General features: G+C 64.0%; 18 protein-coding genes. 6 read left to right on the top strand and 12 right to left on the bottom strand.

The features are described 5' to 3' along the window. Window positions 1-102 precede the first annotated feature (102 nt). The gene (locus tag NKI39_RS22470) at window positions 103-306 is read right to left on the bottom strand and encodes a hypothetical protein (RefSeq protein ID WP_023675249.1); all 204 of its coding nucleotides are present in this window, start codon (window positions 304-306) and stop codon (window positions 103-105) included. Between the two features lie 236 nt (window positions 307-542). Here NKI39_RS22470 and grpE point away from each other — a divergent pair, with 236 nt between their 5' ends. Then, on the top strand, window positions 543-1,178 hold the full coding sequence (gene grpE, locus NKI39_RS22475) for a nucleotide exchange factor GrpE (RefSeq protein WP_352502644.1): 636 nt from the start codon (window positions 543-545) through the stop codon (window positions 1,176-1,178). A gap of 112 nt (window positions 1,179-1,290) precedes the next feature. Here grpE and olsB read toward each other — a convergent pair whose 3' ends face one another. From olsB to NKI39_RS22510, 7 genes are all read right to left on the bottom strand, one after another. Further along, a complete protein-coding gene (olsB, locus tag NKI39_RS22480) occupies window positions 1,291-2,166 on the bottom strand; it encodes a l-ornithine N(alpha)-acyltransferase (RefSeq protein WP_023675251.1) in 876 nt (291 codons plus the stop codon). A 149-nt stretch (window positions 2,167-2,315) separates the two neighbouring features. After that, window positions 2,316-4,604 carry a PAS domain-containing hybrid sensor histidine kinase/response regulator gene (locus NKI39_RS22485; protein ID WP_352834510.1) on the bottom strand — a complete coding sequence of 763 codons (2,289 nt, stop codon included), beginning with the start codon at window positions 4,602-4,604 and terminating at the stop codon, window positions 2,316-2,318. An 88-nt stretch (window positions 4,605-4,692) separates the two neighbouring features. Further along, window positions 4,693-5,682: an acrylyl-CoA reductase (NADPH) gene (gene acuI / locus NKI39_RS22490; RefSeq protein ID WP_352834513.1), complete on the bottom strand. Its 990-nt coding sequence runs from the start codon at window positions 5,680-5,682 to the stop codon at window positions 4,693-4,695. A gap of 50 nt (window positions 5,683-5,732) precedes the next feature. Continuing rightward, complete coding sequence (gene lspA / locus NKI39_RS22495) at window positions 5,733-6,209, bottom strand: signal peptidase II (RefSeq protein WP_352454178.1); 477 nt, start codon at window positions 6,207-6,209, stop codon at window positions 5,733-5,735. 26 nt (window positions 6,210-6,235) lie between these two features. Beyond that, window positions 6,236-7,099: a TrmH family RNA methyltransferase gene (locus NKI39_RS22500; protein WP_352684494.1), complete on the bottom strand. Its 864-nt coding sequence runs from the start codon at window positions 7,097-7,099 to the stop codon at window positions 6,236-6,238. Continuing rightward, a complete protein-coding gene (locus NKI39_RS22505) occupies window positions 7,100-8,161 on the bottom strand; it encodes an RsmD family RNA methyltransferase (protein WP_352834516.1) in 1,062 nt (353 codons plus the stop codon). An 88-nt stretch (window positions 8,162-8,249) separates the two neighbouring features. Beyond that, entirely contained in the window at window positions 8,250-8,735 is a 486-nt protein-coding gene (locus NKI39_RS22510; RefSeq protein WP_352539414.1) for a DUF1772 domain-containing protein, read from the bottom strand. Window positions 8,736-8,842: 107 nt separating this feature from the next. Here NKI39_RS22510 and NKI39_RS22515 point away from each other — a divergent pair, with 107 nt between their 5' ends. Beyond that, on the top strand, window positions 8,843-9,526 hold the full coding sequence (locus NKI39_RS22515) for a helix-turn-helix transcriptional regulator (RefSeq protein WP_352684488.1): 684 nt from the start codon (window positions 8,843-8,845) through the stop codon (window positions 9,524-9,526). 86 nt (window positions 9,527-9,612) lie between these two features. Further along, complete coding sequence (locus NKI39_RS22520; RefSeq protein ID WP_352469426.1) at window positions 9,613-9,981, top strand: VOC family protein; 369 nt, start codon at window positions 9,613-9,615, stop codon at window positions 9,979-9,981. 120 nt (window positions 9,982-10,101) lie between these two features. Here the strand turns inward: NKI39_RS22520 and lhpI are convergent, their stop codons facing one another. The 4 genes from lhpI to sppA form a co-directional block, all read right to left on the bottom strand. Then, a complete protein-coding gene (lhpI, locus tag NKI39_RS22525; RefSeq protein ID WP_352834519.1) occupies window positions 10,102-11,070 on the bottom strand; it encodes a bifunctional Delta(1)-pyrroline-2-carboxylate/Delta(1)-piperideine-2-carboxylate reductase in 969 nt (322 codons plus the stop codon). Window positions 11,071-11,122: 52 nt separating this feature from the next. Next, complete coding sequence (locus tag NKI39_RS22530; RefSeq protein WP_352834522.1) at window positions 11,123-11,455, bottom strand: LapA family protein; 333 nt, start codon at window positions 11,453-11,455, stop codon at window positions 11,123-11,125. Window positions 11,456-11,502: 47 nt separating this feature from the next. After that, entirely contained in the window at window positions 11,503-11,787 is a 285-nt protein-coding gene (locus NKI39_RS22535) for an integration host factor subunit beta (protein ID WP_023675261.1), read from the bottom strand. An 81-nt stretch (window positions 11,788-11,868) separates the two neighbouring features. Beyond that, the gene (gene sppA, locus NKI39_RS22540) at window positions 11,869-12,825 is read right to left on the bottom strand and encodes a signal peptide peptidase SppA (RefSeq protein WP_352502648.1); all 957 of its coding nucleotides are present in this window, start codon (window positions 12,823-12,825) and stop codon (window positions 11,869-11,871) included. A gap of 306 nt (window positions 12,826-13,131) precedes the next feature. On the opposite strand from sppA, the gene lptC reads away from it, so the two are divergent. Genes lptC through lptB form a run of 3 tightly spaced genes read left to right on the top strand, consistent with a single transcriptional unit; the run spans window position 13,132 to window position 15,258 of the window. Beyond that, on the top strand, window positions 13,132-13,845 hold the full coding sequence (lptC, locus tag NKI39_RS22545) for an LPS export ABC transporter periplasmic protein LptC (RefSeq protein ID WP_352469430.1): 714 nt from the start codon (window positions 13,132-13,134) through the stop codon (window positions 13,843-13,845). Continuing rightward, complete coding sequence (locus tag NKI39_RS22550) at window positions 13,832-14,440, top strand: LptA/OstA family protein (RefSeq protein WP_292664963.1); 609 nt, start codon at window positions 13,832-13,834, stop codon at window positions 14,438-14,440. The genes lptC and NKI39_RS22550 overlap by 14 nt, the downstream gene beginning before the upstream one ends. Beyond that, the gene (gene lptB, locus NKI39_RS22555; protein WP_292664962.1) at window positions 14,440-15,258 is read left to right on the top strand and encodes an LPS export ABC transporter ATP-binding protein; all 819 of its coding nucleotides are present in this window, start codon (window positions 14,440-14,442) and stop codon (window positions 15,256-15,258) included. The genes NKI39_RS22550 and lptB overlap by 1 nt, the downstream gene beginning before the upstream one ends. Window positions 15,259-15,398 lie beyond the last annotated feature (140 nt).

Consider the following 15,398-nt stretch of genomic DNA (forward strand, 5'->3'; position numbering starts at 1 on the left):
GCTGCCGCAAGGCGGAGATCACGCAAAGTTACTGCGGGTAAATGTCGCGCGATGGCGAGGAATTGCGGCCGCAATCGCAGGTCGCGTTGCTGGCGACGGTGTCTACCGACGGCGCCCGCCTGCGACCACCTTGGCTTCGACGCCGTCCAGGCGGTCGAGCAATTCCTTCAGACGGTCGGGAATATCGGACTCCGTGCGGAAGGCCGGTAAGGTGCGCAGAAAGCGCTTGGTCGCCTCGGTGCCGAGCTGGCGCCGGATATCGGCGGCGAGCCCGTCGCGTTTTTCGCCATTCCTGCGGGGCATCATCCAAAATCCTGTGTCGGCTTCGAAACTCTTCCAAGGGAGGAATGGTTCCCGCATTGTAGTGTCCCGGCAAGCAAAGCCGTCGGGTACGGTAAAGTTTGAATTAAAATCGAAAGGTCTGCGCCGTCCGCCATCAAGCAGCGACAGCGGCTGCAGTATCGCTTGCCCCTTGATTTTTGGCCGCTAAACCTCGATATCGGGCGCAAATCCACACCATTCGAAAATGACGGGAAACGGCGATGAGCGACCAGGCAAAAGACGAACGCGCGCCCGATGAAGCCGAGAAGACCGAGGCTGCCGCGGAGCCAAGGGAAGGTGGCGTCGACGGCGACTATGAGGCGCTTGTGCGGCTTCTGAAGGAAAACGAAGAGCTGAAGGATCGCGCGCTGCGCGTCGCGGCCGACATGGAGAATTTGCGCCGCCGTACCGCGCGGGACGTCCACGATGCGCGCGCCTATGCGGTTGCCAATTTTGCCCGCGACATGCTTTCGGTGTCGGACAATCTGCGCCGTGCGCTGGATGCCATCCCCGAGGAGGCCAAGGCGTCGGGCGATGCCGGCTTCAAGACGCTGATCGACGGCGTCGAGATCACCGAGCGCGCCATGCTGTCGGCGCTGGAACGCCACGGCGTGAAGAAGCTTGAGCCCGAGGGCGAGAAATTCGATCCGAATTTCCACCAGGCGATGTTCGAGGTGCCCAATCCCGACGTACCGGCCAACACAGTCGTGCAGGTCGTGCAGCCCGGCTATTCGATCGGCGAGCGTGTTCTGCGGCCGGCCATGGTCGGCGTCGCCAAGGGCGGCCCCAAGCATGTGGCGAGCGAAGCGCCGGTGGAGCCGGGGCCGGTCAACGAGCAGGCTGAGAAGGATGCGTAAGTTAGGGGAGTAGGGGAACAGGGCAGTACGGGAGTAGGGAATAGCGCTACGTCGGGCAAAGTAGAGCAATTGCCTACTCGCGCCCTTGCCTTCTCTCCGCCTACTCCCCTATTCAGGCCGCAAACCGCTGCGCTTCTCCGCCATAATAATTGACGTAGCGGGCACCGATCTCCTTGACCGGCATCACCACGAACACGTCGACCGTCGAGAATTCACGGTCGATGACGCAACCGTCGCCGATGCGCGCGCCGACGCGCAGATAGCCCTTGACCAGCGGCGGCATCGCGGCGATCGCCGCCTTGGTATTGACGGCCTCGATCGGCATCAGATCCATCGAACAATAGCGCCCGGCGACGGCACGCACGTCCCATGATGAATTCGTCCGGCAGTGGTGGGCAAGGTAGGTCAGCGCCTCTGCATGTGCCGCCGGCACGGTGCCGTGGAACGACGCGCAGCCGGTCATCACGCCAATGCCGTAATGGTTGATATAGGCCCAGATGCCTTGCCACAGCGCCTCGATGGTGCGCTTCGAGCGGTATTCGGGCAGAACACAGGAGCGGCCGAGCTCGAGGAAGCGCTGGCCAGGATGCCGCGCGATCAGCTTGGTCAGTTCGAATTCGCCTTCGGAATAGAAGCCGCCGGCGGCCGCGGCAATCTCCTGCCGCAGCAGGCGGTAGGTGCCGACGATGCGGCGATGCTCGGGGCCGGAAAGCGAAGTATCGAAGACCAGGAGATGATCGCAGAGGGGATCGAAGCGATCGGCATCGCGGCGGTCCTGCATCTGGAACAGGTCCTTCCTGGCACCAAGCTCGTCGTAGAACACCCGGTAGCGCACTTCCTGCGCGGCAGCGATCTCGGCCTCGTTGCGGGCGAGCCGCACTTCGAGATTGCCGATGCGGCCGAGCGATGCGCCTTTTATGACGGCATCGGCGTTCCGGCCGACGAGCAAAGGCCCGCTGGCGTTCGGCCGAGCATCACATTCCGGCATGACTGTATGCACGAGTGATTCTCCTTCGAGCCATCCCTCTTGGCACGGGGATACGGTGTAGGTGCAACAGGATTGTGACAGTACCGTGATACGGCTCTGCGGGCAATACTTCGTCGGCTGGGCAATCTATCAACCGTCGATGTTGTGCCTCAGGCGGCCGCTTGCCCTTCGACCGCATGAACCAGGGCATCGGGGTCGAGCGGCTTGGTGACGAAGCCGCTGGCACCGTGAGCGAGCACGGCGTGGCGGGTCTTTTCCTGGCTGTCGGCCGACAGCACCATGATCGGCACCGGCGGCACCGCGGTCTCCTCCTCATGGCGGCGGATGGCGGCGATGGCGTCCAGGCCGTCCATGACAGGCATATGCAAGTCCATCAGCACCACGTCGTAACGGTGCTTGTGGCCGGTGCTGATGACCGCCTCGACGGCGGCCTTGCCGTTGCCGACCACTTTCACGCGATGCCCGGCCTTCAGCAGCGTAGCGCGGGCCAGCATGGCGTTGATGTCGTTGTCCTCGGCGATCAGCACCGACAGGCCCTGCTGGCGGGCGCCAATGGCTTGCCCCGCCTGCGCGCCGCGCCTTTGCAGTTGCGGCTCGGCGACGACCGGCGCGTGGCTGGTCAAAAGCACGCGCAGCAATGTCTCGCCGCGCACCGGCCTCGCAAGGAAGGTGGCGTAACCATTGGCACGGAACTCGCCAAGCATGCCACGGTCGGTCGGTGCGATCAGCGTCACTGCCTCGCAATCGGCAAATCCGCTCTGGCGCAGGCGCCTGAGCAGCCTGCCGTCGCTTTGCTCCATGGCAGCATCGATCAGCAGCACGTCGCAGCTCTCGGCGAAAGGGGTGGCCTGGGCGGCGGCGGTGGCCAGATCGACCGTGCCGCCATTGCCGCGAATGGTGCGGGCGAGGGCTTCGGCCTCGACCAGGTTCTTCGACACGATCACCGCATGCCGGCCCGACAGCGCGTCCTGGCGGATCTGCGGCGCCTCGACGGCGGAAATAGCGGGAATCTCGAAGACGAATTCGGACCCCTGGCCAAGCCGGCTCGACACAGAGATAGTGCCGCCCATGGCGGTCACCAGGCGCTTGGAAATGGCGAGACCGAGGCCGGCACCGCCATGCGCACGGGTCGAGGTGCCGTCAGCCTGTTCGAAGTCCTCGAATATGCGCTCCATGTCCTGCTCGCGCAGACCGGGGCCGGTGTCGGTGATGGTGAAGCGGATGCGGTCGGTGGTTTCGGTGCGGACGCGGGCGATGCTTGCCAGGACGCCGCCGCTGTCGGTGAACTTGACGGCGTTGCCGATGAGATTGAGCAGCACCTGCCTGACCCTGCCGGGGTCGGCGGTGATCAGCTGCGGCACGTCGGGTTCGACATGACAGCCGAGGCCGATATCCTTGGCAAAAGCCCGCGCCGCCAAAAGCTCGATGACATTGTCGGCGATCTCGCGCACCGACATCGGCTGCGGTTCGGGATCGAAGCGGCCGGCCTCGATCTTGGAGTAGTCGAGCAGGTCCTCGATCAGCGCCAGCAGCGCGCTGGCCGAGGTCGAGATGGCGCCGACATAGGTCCGCTGCTCGGGCGAAAGGCTGGTGTCGGCGAGAAGCCGGGCCATGCCCATGATGCCGTTCATCGGCGTGCGGATCTCGTGGCTGACGGTGGCGAGGAAGCGCGATTTGGCCTGGCTCGCATATTCGGCCCGCTCGCGGGCGGTGATCAGCGAGGATTCGGCGCGCTTGCGAGCGGTGATGTCGCGGGCGATGGCGCGATGCGAAACGGCGCCGCTGTCCTTGTCGCGCACCGACAGCTCGATCCAAGAGAACCAGCGTGGGCCGTCCGGCGTGCGAATGGCGACGTCGGTGGAACTCAGGCATTCATGGTCGGAAAACGCGGCGTCGGGGACGATGCCGACATCGATGCCTAGTTCGGCCAGGGACTTGCCGGCAAGCTCGCGCTGGTCGGTTTCGACAAGGTCGGCGAAAACCTTGTTGGCGTAGACAATGTGGCCGTCGCGGTCACGATGGACGACGAGATCGCCGAGTGCATCGATCAGCCCGCGAAAGCGCTCCTCGCTCTCCTGCATCTCCCACATGCGGTCGGCCAGCGTCTCGATTTCGGCGCGGCTGCGGGCGGTCGTGGCATCGAGCAGGGCCACCGCGCGGCGCTCGGTGCGCCTGTTGCGCAGATGCATGGCGAGCCCGGCGATGGCTGTCGCCAAAAGGCCGATAGTGATGAAGATCGGCGCCCCGGTCAGATGCGAAAAGCCTGCCAGCACGACAATGGCGACGAGCGTCAGGAAGGGCAGGCCTTCGCGGTTGGAGGCCGGCAGTTCCGGCGCCAGCGGTGGCGCGGCGACAAGCTGCCGTCCTGGCGCCGCGGGGGCCGTCCCGTCGGCCCGTTCGGCTGGTTCCGCCTCTCTGATGCCGGGTTCCGCAATCATACGGAAATCCTGTCAGACAGAGCTTATCGAAGGTTGTGGTTGATCGCTCGAATTTTACCGGTCGCGCTCTTTTTTTTCCCTTGGGGGCTCACATATCCACCACCACGCGGCCGCGGATCTTACCCTCGACGATGTCATGCGCGGCGCCGATGATGCCGTCGAAGCCGATGCTCGTCGAAAGGCTGGCAAGCTTTGCGTGGTCGAGATCGGCGCCGATACGGCGCCAGGCCTCGAGGCGGACCGCCTTCGGCGCCATCACCGAATCGATGCCGAGCAGCGAGACGCCGCGCAGGATGAAGGGGGCGACGCTTGCCGGCAGGTCCATGCCGCCGGCGAGGCCGCAAGCGGCAACGGCGCCGCCATAGGAGGTCATCGATAGAACGTTGGCCAGCGTGTGGCTGCCGACCGCATCGACGCCGCCGGCCCAGCGTTCCTTGGCGAGTGGTTTTGCGGGCTGGGCAAGCTCGTCGCGTGAAATCACTTCCGCGGCGCCGAGGTCGATCAGATAGGGGCTTTCGGCAGCACGGCCGGTCGAGGCGATGACGTGATAGCCGAGGCTGGACAGGATCGAGACCGCGACCGAGCCGACGCCACCGGCAGCGCCGGTCACCACCACCGGGCCGCGATCGGGCACGATGCCGTGGCGCTCCAGCGCGATGACGCAAAGCATGGCGGTGTAGCCGGCGGTGCCGACCGCCATCGCATCATGCGGGCTCATGCCGTCCGGCAACGGCACCAGCCAGTCGCCCTTGACGCGGGCGCGCCCTGCAAAGGCGCCGAAATGCGTCTCGCCGACGCCCCAGCCGTTCAATATGACCTTGTCACCCTTGCGCCAGTCAGGATTGGAAGACGAGATGACGGTGCCGGCGAAATCGATGCCCGGCACCAGCGGCCAGCGGCGGATCACCGGCGCCTTGCCGGTAATTGCAAGACCGTCCTTGTAGTTCACCGTCGTCGCCTCGACCGCGACGGTGACGTCGCCCTCCATCAGGTCTGCCTCGGTAAGCTCGGTCACCGCGACCGACTGGTTTTTCTCGGCGTCACGCGAAACGAGGATGGCTTTGAAGGTTTCGGGCATTTTTCTCCTCGGGCTTGCAGATCAGAATGTGCGGCGCCAGGCGAGTGAGGTCAATCGCTCGACGCTCCGCGCCGCCAGCCAATGAGTTCGTCGAAGACGACCAGCACCGCACCAACCGAAATGAAGGCGTCGGCGAGGTTGAAGATCGCGAAGGACCAGACCGGCGTATGGAACAGGACATAGTCGATGACATGACCGTAGATTGCGCGATCAATCAGGTTGCCGAGCGCGCCGCCGACGATCAGTGCGAAGCCGATGCGGGCAAGCAGGTGGCCGGGCGGCGTGCGGGCCGCAAGATAGAGCACGAAAGCGACCACCAGAACCGCGACGACCACCAGGCCGGTGTCGCCGAAGGACGAAAACAGCGAGAACGCGATGCCGGTGTTGTAGGTGCGGTACAGCGCCAGGAACGGAAGCAGGTCGAGCCGTTCCTGAAAGGCAAGACCGGTTTCGACTAGGTATTTCACCCACTGGTCGAGCGCTATCGCGGCGACGACCAGAAGAGCATACGGCCTCCAGGACTTCATGGTTTGCAGTTTCACGGTTTGAGATGTCACGATCTGGCGTCCTCCGGGCCGAGCTTCAGCGCGCCGCGCCGGATCTCGAACAGCATGACGCCGGTGGCCACTGCAAGGTTGAGCGAATCGGCGCGGCCGGCCTGCGGTATCCGCAGCAGTTTGTCGCAGCTTGCGGCAAGCTCGTCAGGCAGGCCTTGCTGCTCGTTACCCATCATCAAAAGCACCGGGCCCTTTGAAAAATCGACCGAGCGGTAGTCGACCGCACCCTTCAGGTGGGTGCCGGCGACGAGGCCGGGGAAGCTCGTTCGCCAGGCGAGAAAAGCTTCGGGCGACGCCTTGGCGACCGGCACGGCGAAAATCGAGCCCATGGTGGCGCGCACCGTTTCGACCGAAAAGGGATCGGTGGTCTCGCCGACCAAGATGACGCCCCTGGCCCCGACAGCGTCGACCGTGCGGATGACGGTGCCGAGATTGCCGGGGTCGCGGACGCGGTCGAGCGCCACCCAGACGTCGCCGTCACGGGCGCGGATGTCCTTCAACGGCAGGTATTTCTGCGAGAACACGCCGACGACCATTTGCGGATTGTCGCGGCGGGTGATGGCGACCAGCACTTTTTCCGAAACTTCAAGGACGGTGCCGCCGGCGGCGACCGTGCGCGCCGCGACCTTTTCAACCGCCGTATTGCCACGTCCGGCCTTGGCGAAGACCAGTGTCCTGATCGACCAGCCGAGATCGAGCGCGTCGATGACCAGCTTCAGGCCTTCGGCCATGAAGGAATTCTGCTGGTCACGGAATTTCTTCAGCGCGAGCGCCTTGATGTCCTTGACCAGCGGGTTGGCGAGGCTGGTGACTTCCTTCACCTGCCCTGGCGCGCCCGCGTGCCGTTCGTACGCACTCATTCAGGCCACCCAGCGCGAGAACAGCGAGGTCGAAAGCGCCCGACCGGCAGATTTCTCGCGGATGATCAATTCACCCGACTCGACCGTGCCGCTCATGCCGGCGAAGGTGTCGCGCATCAGGGCATGGATGGCGAAAAAAGAGGCGCGGATCGAATAGGCGGTCAGTACCACGGCGAGCGGCTTCGGCGTCAGGATCGTGCGGCAGATATCGGTCAGCGCCGGCAGGTCCTCGAACAGCTGCCAGACCTCGCCTTTCGGTCCGCGGCCATAGGCGGGCGGGTCGAACAGGATGATGTCGTAGCGGCTGCCGCGGCGCTCCTCGCGTTCGGCGAATTTCACGGCATCGTCGACGATCCAGCGGATCGGCTTTTGCGACAAGCCCGCCATTTCCTGGTTTTCGCGCGCCCAGCCGATCGCCTTCTTGGAAGCATCCACGTGGGTGACCTCGGCGCCGGCACGCGCCGCCACCAAGGAGGCAAGGCCGGTGTAACCGAACAGGTTCAACACCTTCACCGGCCGTTTTGCCGCCGCGATCAGTCCGGCCATGTGGTCCCAGTGCGAGGCCTGCTCGGGAAAGACGCCGACATGGCGAAACGAAGTGAAGCGGCCGAGATAATCTATGCCGTCATGCTTCATCGGCCAGGTCTCGCCGAGCGGCGTCTTGGGGAAGCGCCAGCGGCCGATGCCTTCCTCGTCGGTATCGCCGGTGAAAATGGCGTCGGCGCGCTCCCAGTCCCTGGCCGGCAAAGCCTTTTGCCAGATCGCCTGGCCCTCCGGCCGAACGATGCGGTAGGGGCCGTATTGCTCGAGTTTTTCTCCGGCGCCGCTGTCGAGCAACGCGTAGTCCTGATTGGGGCCGACCTCGAGGATCAGCGGCAGATGTTCGGCAGGCAGCGCGCCATCGCGACGGGATAGAGGGCGCGGCGCGGCTTTCGGCTCGGACCGGTCCTGCAGTTTAGGCTCCGAACCGGCGGTCAGGCCGGCGTCGCGCCGCCGCGGCTGCTCCGCCCCGCCCTTCGGGGGCGGGCGGCTGTCGCGGCGTTTGTCGCGAAAAGGTTTCAAGAAGGCGCATCTCCGGACGGCGGCTCGCCGCTTCTGCCACAGCACATTGACCGGCGCAACAAAAGGGCTGCCGACGTGTGCAACCGGATCAGCCGCGCCTGATCGACAGCAGGCCGACTGCGAGCGCTATGAAACCAACGGCCTTGAAGCCGGTGACGACCATATGGCCGGTTTCCCAACTGCTCCGGATACTTTCGAAATTGTCCGGGATCGGTCCAGGCACCCAGGTGGCCAGGACATCGTTTGCCGGTTTGACCAGGGTAAACCACGCCACGAGGGCCATCAGATAAAGCACGGTGGCGGCCAAAATCCACCAGAATGCCGGGCGGTCACTGCGCAGCATCCAGGCGAGAAGCCCCGGACAGGCGATCGCGGCCACGTCCAGCGGTGCGCCGACAATCGCGAAGAATTGGAACTGAGCGTTGAAGACAGTGGTTTCACGCCAGAGCGAAGGCGGCCAACTGGTCAGCCGCGGCACCGATTCCAGCACATGGGCGAAGGATGGTCCGAGGCTGAGCGCAGCGACGATGGCGGTCAAAACCGACCAGAACAACAGGAACCCGCGCATATCCATAGTGGCCAGACAACGGCGTCAGGACGCAGACGTTCCCGTCCGCCACCCATGTCGCTTGCCGCCGAAAGCGCTGGGGCTCTATCGTGATTGAAACCAGGTCATGATTCATGTCCCGTGCTGAACGCCTGCTCGACCTGATCCAGATCCTGCGCCGGCATCGCCGGCCAGTCAGCGGCCGCAGCCTTGCGGGCGAAATGGGTGTGTCGATCCGCACGCTCTATCGCGATATCGCCACGCTGCAGGGGCAGGGCGCGCCGATCGAGGGTGAGGCGGGGTTGGGTTACGTGCTCAGGCCCGGTTTCATGCTGCCGCCCTTGATGTTCACCGATGAGGAGATCGAGGCGATCGTGCTCGGTTCGCGCTGGGTGGCCAAGCAGCCGGACTGGCGGCTTGCGAACGCCGCCACCGACGCGCTGGCCAAGATCGCGGCGGTGCTGCCGAACGATTTGCGCGAAGAGCTCGACGCCTCGACGCTGCTGGTCGGGTCGCGCACCGAGGTCACCGAAGGCATCGATCTCGGCGTGGTGCGGCAGGCCATCCGCGAGGAGCGTAAGCTGAGCTTTGTCTATCGCGACGCCGGCGGCGCTGCCTCCGAGCGCACCGTCTGGCCGTTCGCACTCGGCTTCTTCGACAAGGTGCGCGTCGTCGCGGCCTGGTGCGAGATGCGCCAGGATTTCAGGCACTTTCGCGCCGACCGGATATCCGGCCTCAATGCCACCGAGATGCGCTATCCGCGCCGCCGTCAGGTGCTGCTCAAAGAATGGCGGGCGACGCTCGACACGCCAAGCTAAGGCTGCTGCTCAGTTGAGACTGCTGCCAGAATCTGGCAGTGGCGTACGGTATGCTCCTCCAGTCGAAACGATCTGGAGAGCAATTCATGACACCGCCCAATTTCGTCATCCTCTATGTCGACAAGCCTGAGCAAAGCGGCGCCTTCTATAGCGCGCTGCTTGGGCGGCAGCCGGTCGAGACCTCGCCGACCTTCGTGCTGTTCGTGCTCGACAACGGCTTCAAGCTCGGCCTCTGGTCGCGTCACACCGTGGAACCGGCCGCCGCGGCAGCAGGCGGTGGCGCCGAGATCGTCTTTGCGCTGGACACGCCGGAGGCGGTCGATGCCACCTACACCGATTGGGCCGGACGGGGTCTGAAAATCCTGCAGAGCCCGACCGACATGGATTTCGGCCGGACCTTCGTCGCGCTCGATCCCGACAATCATCGGCTGCGGGTTTATTGGCAAAGGGAGTAAGGCAGTAGGGCAGTAGGGGAGTACGTGACAGGAAATATAGCTGGCGCGGCGCCGCACGATCAGTGCGGTTTCCTACTGCCCTACTGCCCTACTGCCCTACTGCCCTACTGCCCTACTGCCCTACTGCCCTACGCTTGCGCGATACACGCCAATGCCGGCGGCGAGGTCCTCGAGGGCTGCGCCGACCGACTTGAACAGCGTGATCTCGTCGTCGTTCTGCCGGCCTTTTTTCTGGCCGCGCGTGAGTTCATAAAGGTCGGCGACGATGGCTTCCGGCTTCAACACGCCGGAGGCCAGCGGCTGGACGATGTCACCGGCTTCCTTGGTGGCGCCGGCGCGGGTATCGACATAGACGCGGGCGCGTACGATCGCGTGGTCGTCGCTTTCGCGCATCGCCGGCGTGAAGCCGCCGACCAGATCGACATGGGTTCCGGGCTTCAACAGTGCCCCCTTGATCAGTGGCATGGTGGTGATGGTCGCCGACGATACGATATCGGCCTTTCCGAGTTCGGCGTCGAGATCGCCTGCTGCTTCGGCCGAAAAACCCTCGGCACGCAATTTTGCCGCGACCTTTTCGGCATTCGCCGACGTGCGGTTCCAGATGCGGATGTTCTTGATCGGACGCACCGCCGAATGCGCCTTTGCAAGGAATGGCGACAGCGCGCCGGCGCCGACCACCAGCAGCCGCGATGCGTCCTCGCGGGCCAGATAGGAGGCGGCCAGCGCCGAGGCACAGGCAGTGCGCCACTGCGTCAGCCGCTGGCCATCGATCAATGCCTGCGGTTCGCCGGTGGTGCCGTCGAGCAAGAGGTAAAGCCCCATCACCGCGGGCTTGCCGACGGCATTGTTGTCGGGCGACACGGTGACGATCTTGACGCCGATATGGCCATCGGCCGAGGTGCCGGCGGCGTTGAAGTCGGTCCAGGCCGGCATCAAAAGCAGGGTCGAGGCGGCGCCATCGGGCCGCTCGACCGTGTGATGGTGCCTGACCGGCTGCACGGCGCCATCGCGAAAGGCGGCGCGCAACGTCTCGACCAGCCCGGAAAAGGTCAGCGCGCGGTCGACCTCGGCGGCGGAAATGGTCAGCATGAAAGGCTCCGTGGAGAACTAGGCCGGTTGTGCTTCAGGCCCGAGCCGCGGCTCAGTTCGTCGGCTTCGGCAAGGCTGGGCTCTGCGACGCGGCAGGCGCGCGGCTGACCGCCTGGCGCAGATTCTCGGCCTCGGCGCCGCGCTGGCGCGCCAGCTTGCGATAGCGCCCCTGCTTGATCCAGGTCGCCAGGCTGCCGACGATCATGCCGATGGCAAGGGCAAGGAACAGGAATATGAACAGCGGCAAGGTCAGTGTCAGCGCCGGGTTGCCCGGATTGAACGGGTCGAGCGTGAAGGCGACCGGTTCGCGGTTGGCAACGGCCAGCGCGATCAGGATGATGGCCAGCGGCACGAAGACCACGATGAGGATTAAGCGATTGAACATGTTTTTCCGTAGGGACTGCTATCGGAGCGGGACGGCGGGCGCGGCGCCTACTTGCCTCCGTTCAGCCTTTCACGCAATTCCTTGCCGGTCTTGAAGAACGGTACCCATTTCTCCTCGACCTCTACGGATTCGCCGGTGCGCGGGTTGCGGCCGGTGCGGGCAGGGCGATTTTTCACCGAAAACGCGCCGAAGCCGCGCAACTCGACCCGGTTGCCCTCGGCAAGCGCGTCGGTGATTTCATCGAAGATGGCGCTGACAATGTTTTCGACGTCGCGCAGGAAAAGATGCGGATTACGCGTGGCGATGATCTGCACAAGTTCGGATTTGATCATGAAAAGGCTCCCCGTAAAAGCAGTGCCGCCGAAATTATCAGAATGATTTTATTTGGTTTTTCACTCGTCCCAAGCGGTTCCTCAAGGGTGCCAGACGGAAACGAGACCGTCAAGAAACAAGCGGTCCGCTCCAATTTCGTGAAGGACGTCGCCGTCATGGCCGGCCAGGCCAAGCGCAGCACCGACGGTCTGCGCCATCGCTTTGGAGAACAGGAAACCGCCGCGTTTTTCCGTGTCCTTCCATTCCACCACCTTGAGCTTGGCATCGACGCCCTTGCCTGCAAGCCAGTCGATCGCTTCGGCCTCGCCGCCGACCGCGTCGATCAATCTGTTGGTGACCGCCTGCCGGCCGGTGAAGATCGACCCGTCTGCGAGCGCCAGCACCTCCGGCTTGGTCATGTTGCGGCGCTCGGCGACGATGCCGACGAACCAGTCGTAGCTGTCGAGGATGAGCTTGCGGACCATGGCGCGCTCATCGTCATTGGTCGGCTTGAAGGGAGAAGGCGAGGCCTTCAAGGGCGAGGATTTCACCTCCTCCAGCTTGACGCCGAGCTTGTCCATGAGGCCGCTGACGTCCGGGTACTGAATCAGCACGCCGATCGAGCCGACGATCGAGGATTTGCGTGCGACAATATGGTCGGCCGCGGTGGCGATCATATAGCCCGCCGAAGCCGCGAGCGTGCCGACCTCGGCCACCACCGGCTTTTCGGCGGCAAGCTTGCGCACTGCCTCATAGATCGATTCGCCACCGACGGTGGTGCCGCCGGGTGAATCGATCGACAGGATCACAGCCTTGACGCGCGGCGACTGACGGATTGCCTCCAGCCGCTTGATCAGTTCTTCGTCTTCGGTGATGGTACCTTCGATCTTGACCTTGGCGATGTGGTCGACAGCCGCGCCGGTGAAGTCGTCACCATAGATCCATGCCGAGAAGGCGATCAGTCCGGCTGCCGCGACGATAATCGCCGCAACACGCCAGAATGTCAGCTTGCGGCGCAAGCGGCGGCGGTCGATCAGGTCGTCGGCTCTCAATACCATGGTCAGCCTCGTAGTCGGTGGGAGCAGATGCTTTTAAAGCAACCATTCGCGCCCGGCTACCGTTTCCTGACGGCCTTGCGCCAAAGGCCGTTAGGCATTCGCGGCAAGCCTCAACCTGTCTCGTTCCACAGGCCCTAACACTGTGCGCCCATATCTGGTATGAGGTACAGGCTGCGCTGGGGCCATTTTCATTGTACAGGGGCGGCTGTCACATTTTTGCGGTTTTCCTCGGCTTGTGCTTGCTTGAGGGCGCCGGCACCCCACCTATAGGGCGGCCTGGCGGGCAGGGGTTTAGAAGAAGCAGTCATGTTAGCGGGACCAATCGAACCGACCAACACCGAGACGGAGTTGGCTCCCAAGGCCGCAGGCCGGGCGCGGGTCGACGCGTTTGACGTTGCGCAGCGTCATTCGCGCCGGGTCCGTGTCCTCAAGCTGGCCGTGCCGCTGGTCGCTGCCGTGATTGCGGTCGCGTTTCCCGTCTATTCCTATCTCATGGCTCCCGCCGCAATCGAGGTGCAGGCCGACGGCGGCGCCTTTGCCGATGGCAAGCTGGTGATGGCGAACCCCAAGCTCAACGGCTTCACCAAACAGAACCTGCCCTATTCGATGACAGCCCTGCGCGCCATACAGGATGTCAGCAAACAAGGCATCATCGATCTGGAGGGCATCAAGGCCAAGCTGCCGATTGCGGCCGACAACACGGCCGCCATCGATGCCACGCACGGCACCTATGATCGCGACGGCAACACGCTCAGCCTGACCAGCGATGTGACCGTGTCGACCACGGATGGTGTGGTGGCAAAATTCAAATCAGTCTATCTCGACATGGGCGAAGGCACTATGAAGACAAGCGAGCCCGTCGATGTCAGCCGCGGCGGGTCGCGGATCAGGGCGGATTCGATGTCGGTCCAGGACAATGGCAAGGTCCTGGTTTTCGAGAACAAGGTGCGCGTCGACATCGATCCCGCCAGTTTGAAGGCGGCAGAGGCAAAGAGCGGAGAGACCAATGCGGTTCAGTAGTTCGGCACGGCGCCTCGCCGCGATTTCGGCGTTGACGCTCGGGTTGCCCTTGGGGCTGACCTTCGGGACGGCGCCGTCGCTGGCGCAATCCAGTGCCACCAGCCAAATGTCCGGCCTCAGGCTGTCGGGCGACAAGCCTATCCAGATCGAAAGCGACAAGCTCGAGGTGCGCCAGGCGGAAAGCGTCGCCGTCTTCACCGGCAACGTCAACGTCGTCCAGGGTCCAACCGTGCTCAAGGCCGGCAAAATGACGGTCTATTACGTCAGGGATGCAGGCGCCGCTAAAGGCGCCCAGCCCGCGGGTGCCGCGGCAATGACCGGATCCGCCAACATCGACCATCTCGAGGTCGACGATAAGGTCTACATCAAATCGGACAATCAGGTTGCCACCGGCGACCGCGGCACCTTCGACATGAAGACCGAAGTGCTGGTGCTTTCGGGCAGCAAGGTCGTGCTCTCGCAAGGCGATAACGTGCTTGTCGGCTGCAAGCTTACCGTGCAGATGAAGAGCGGCCTTGCCCAGGTCGACGCTTGCGGCGGCCGCGTCATGATGTCGATCACGCCGCCGGCGAAGTCTGGAGCAGCGAAACCCTGATGACCGGCATATCGTCGCTGCTGGCGCGTCTTCCAGGGCGCGCCGCCAGCAAACTTGCGGCACCGGCCAGGGTCACCGTCGAAGCGGCAAAGTTCAAGGGAACCTTGATCGCCAAGGGGCTGACCAAAAGCTACAAGGGCCGCAAAGTCGTCAGCGGCGTGACGCTGGGCGTGCGCGCCGGCGAGGCGGTTGGGCTGCTCGGCCCCAACGGCGCCGGCAAGACGACCTGTTTCTACATGGTAACCGGCCTGGTGCCGGTCGATGAAGGCACGATCGAAATCGACGGTTTCGACGTCACGTCGATGCCGATGTATCGCCGCGCCCGTCTCGGCATCGGCTATCTGCCGCAGGAAGCGTCGATTTTTCGCGGCCTGAATGTCGAGCAAAACATCCGGGCCGTGCTCGAGGTCGTCGAAAAGAGCCGCAAGGAGCGTGAGCGCCTGCTCGACGAATTGCTCGAGGAATTTCACATCAGCCATCTGCGCAAGGCTCCGTCGCTGTCGCTCTCCGGCGGTGAGCGGCGACGCCTCGAAATTGCCCGCGCCTTGGCAACCCGCCCCGCCTATATGCTGCTCGACGAACCTTTCGCCGGCATCGATCCGATCGCCGTCGCCGACATCCAGCAACTCGTGCGCCACTTGACGGCACGTGGCATCGGCGTTCTGATCACCGACCACAATGTCCGCGAGACACTTGGCCTGATCGACCGCGCCTACATCATCCATGCCGGCCAGGTGCTGACCCATGGTCGAGCCGACGAAGTGGTCGCAAATGCCGATGTGCGGCGGCTTTATCTCGGCGAGGGATTTACGCTCTAAGTGCGAAATTCCGGCTCGAGCGGGATTTCCAGCGTAGTCCAGCAGCTTTTTCTTCAATTTTCTGCCTGAAAACGTGCCGGCAGGCGAGTTTTACCGCTCCTCGCCTTGACAAGCAAAAGCCGGGCCAGTTTCTATGCTGG

The organism is Mesorhizobium sp. M0664, from assembly GCF_040320565.1.
Lineage (GTDB): Bacteria > Pseudomonadota > Alphaproteobacteria > Rhizobiales > Rhizobiaceae > Mesorhizobium.

Bases quoted from the DNA above. Each gene is read 5' to 3' on its own strand.
- NKI39_RS22470 (WP_023675249.1), bottom strand. From the start codon at position 306: ATGATGCCCCGCAGGAATGGCGAAAAACGCGACGGGCTCGCCGCCGAT.
- grpE (WP_352502644.1), top strand. From the start codon at position 543: ATGAGCGACCAGGCAAAAGACGAACGCGCGCCCGATGAAGCCGAGAAG.
- olsB (WP_023675251.1), bottom strand. From the start codon at position 2,166: ATGCCGGAATGTGATGCTCGGCCGAACGCCAGCGGGCCTTTGCTCGTC.
- NKI39_RS22485 (WP_352834510.1), bottom strand. From the start codon at position 4,604: ATGATTGCGGAACCCGGCATCAGAGAGGCGGAACCAGCCGAACGGGCC.
- acuI (WP_352834513.1), bottom strand. From the start codon at position 5,682: ATGCCCGAAACCTTCAAAGCCATCCTCGTTTCGCGTGACGCCGAGAAA.
- lspA (WP_352454178.1), bottom strand. From the start codon at position 6,209: ATGAAGTCCTGGAGGCCGTATGCTCTTCTGGTCGTCGCCGCGATAGCG.
- NKI39_RS22500 (WP_352684494.1), bottom strand. From the start codon at position 7,099: ATGAGTGCGTACGAACGGCACGCGGGCGCGCCAGGGCAGGTGAAGGAA.
- NKI39_RS22510 (WP_352539414.1), bottom strand. From the start codon at position 8,735: ATGGATATGCGCGGGTTCCTGTTGTTCTGGTCGGTTTTGACCGCCATC.
- NKI39_RS22515 (WP_352684488.1), top strand. From the start codon at position 8,843: ATGTCCCGTGCTGAACGCCTGCTCGACCTGATCCAGATCCTGCGCCGG.
- NKI39_RS22520 (WP_352469426.1), top strand. From the start codon at position 9,613: ATGACACCGCCCAATTTCGTCATCCTCTATGTCGACAAGCCTGAGCAA.
- lhpI (WP_352834519.1), bottom strand. From the start codon at position 11,070: ATGCTGACCATTTCCGCCGCCGAGGTCGACCGCGCGCTGACCTTTTCC.
- NKI39_RS22530 (WP_352834522.1), bottom strand. From the start codon at position 11,455: ATGTTCAATCGCTTAATCCTCATCGTGGTCTTCGTGCCGCTGGCCATC.
- NKI39_RS22535 (WP_023675261.1), bottom strand. From the start codon at position 11,787: ATGATCAAATCCGAACTTGTGCAGATCATCGCCACGCGTAATCCGCAT.
- sppA (WP_352502648.1), bottom strand. From the start codon at position 12,825: ATGGTATTGAGAGCCGACGACCTGATCGACCGCCGCCGCTTGCGCCGC.
- lptC (WP_352469430.1), top strand. From the start codon at position 13,132: ATGTTAGCGGGACCAATCGAACCGACCAACACCGAGACGGAGTTGGCT.
- NKI39_RS22550 (WP_292664963.1), top strand. From the start codon at position 13,832: ATGCGGTTCAGTAGTTCGGCACGGCGCCTCGCCGCGATTTCGGCGTTG.
- lptB (WP_292664962.1), top strand. From the start codon at position 14,440: ATGACCGGCATATCGTCGCTGCTGGCGCGTCTTCCAGGGCGCGCCGCC.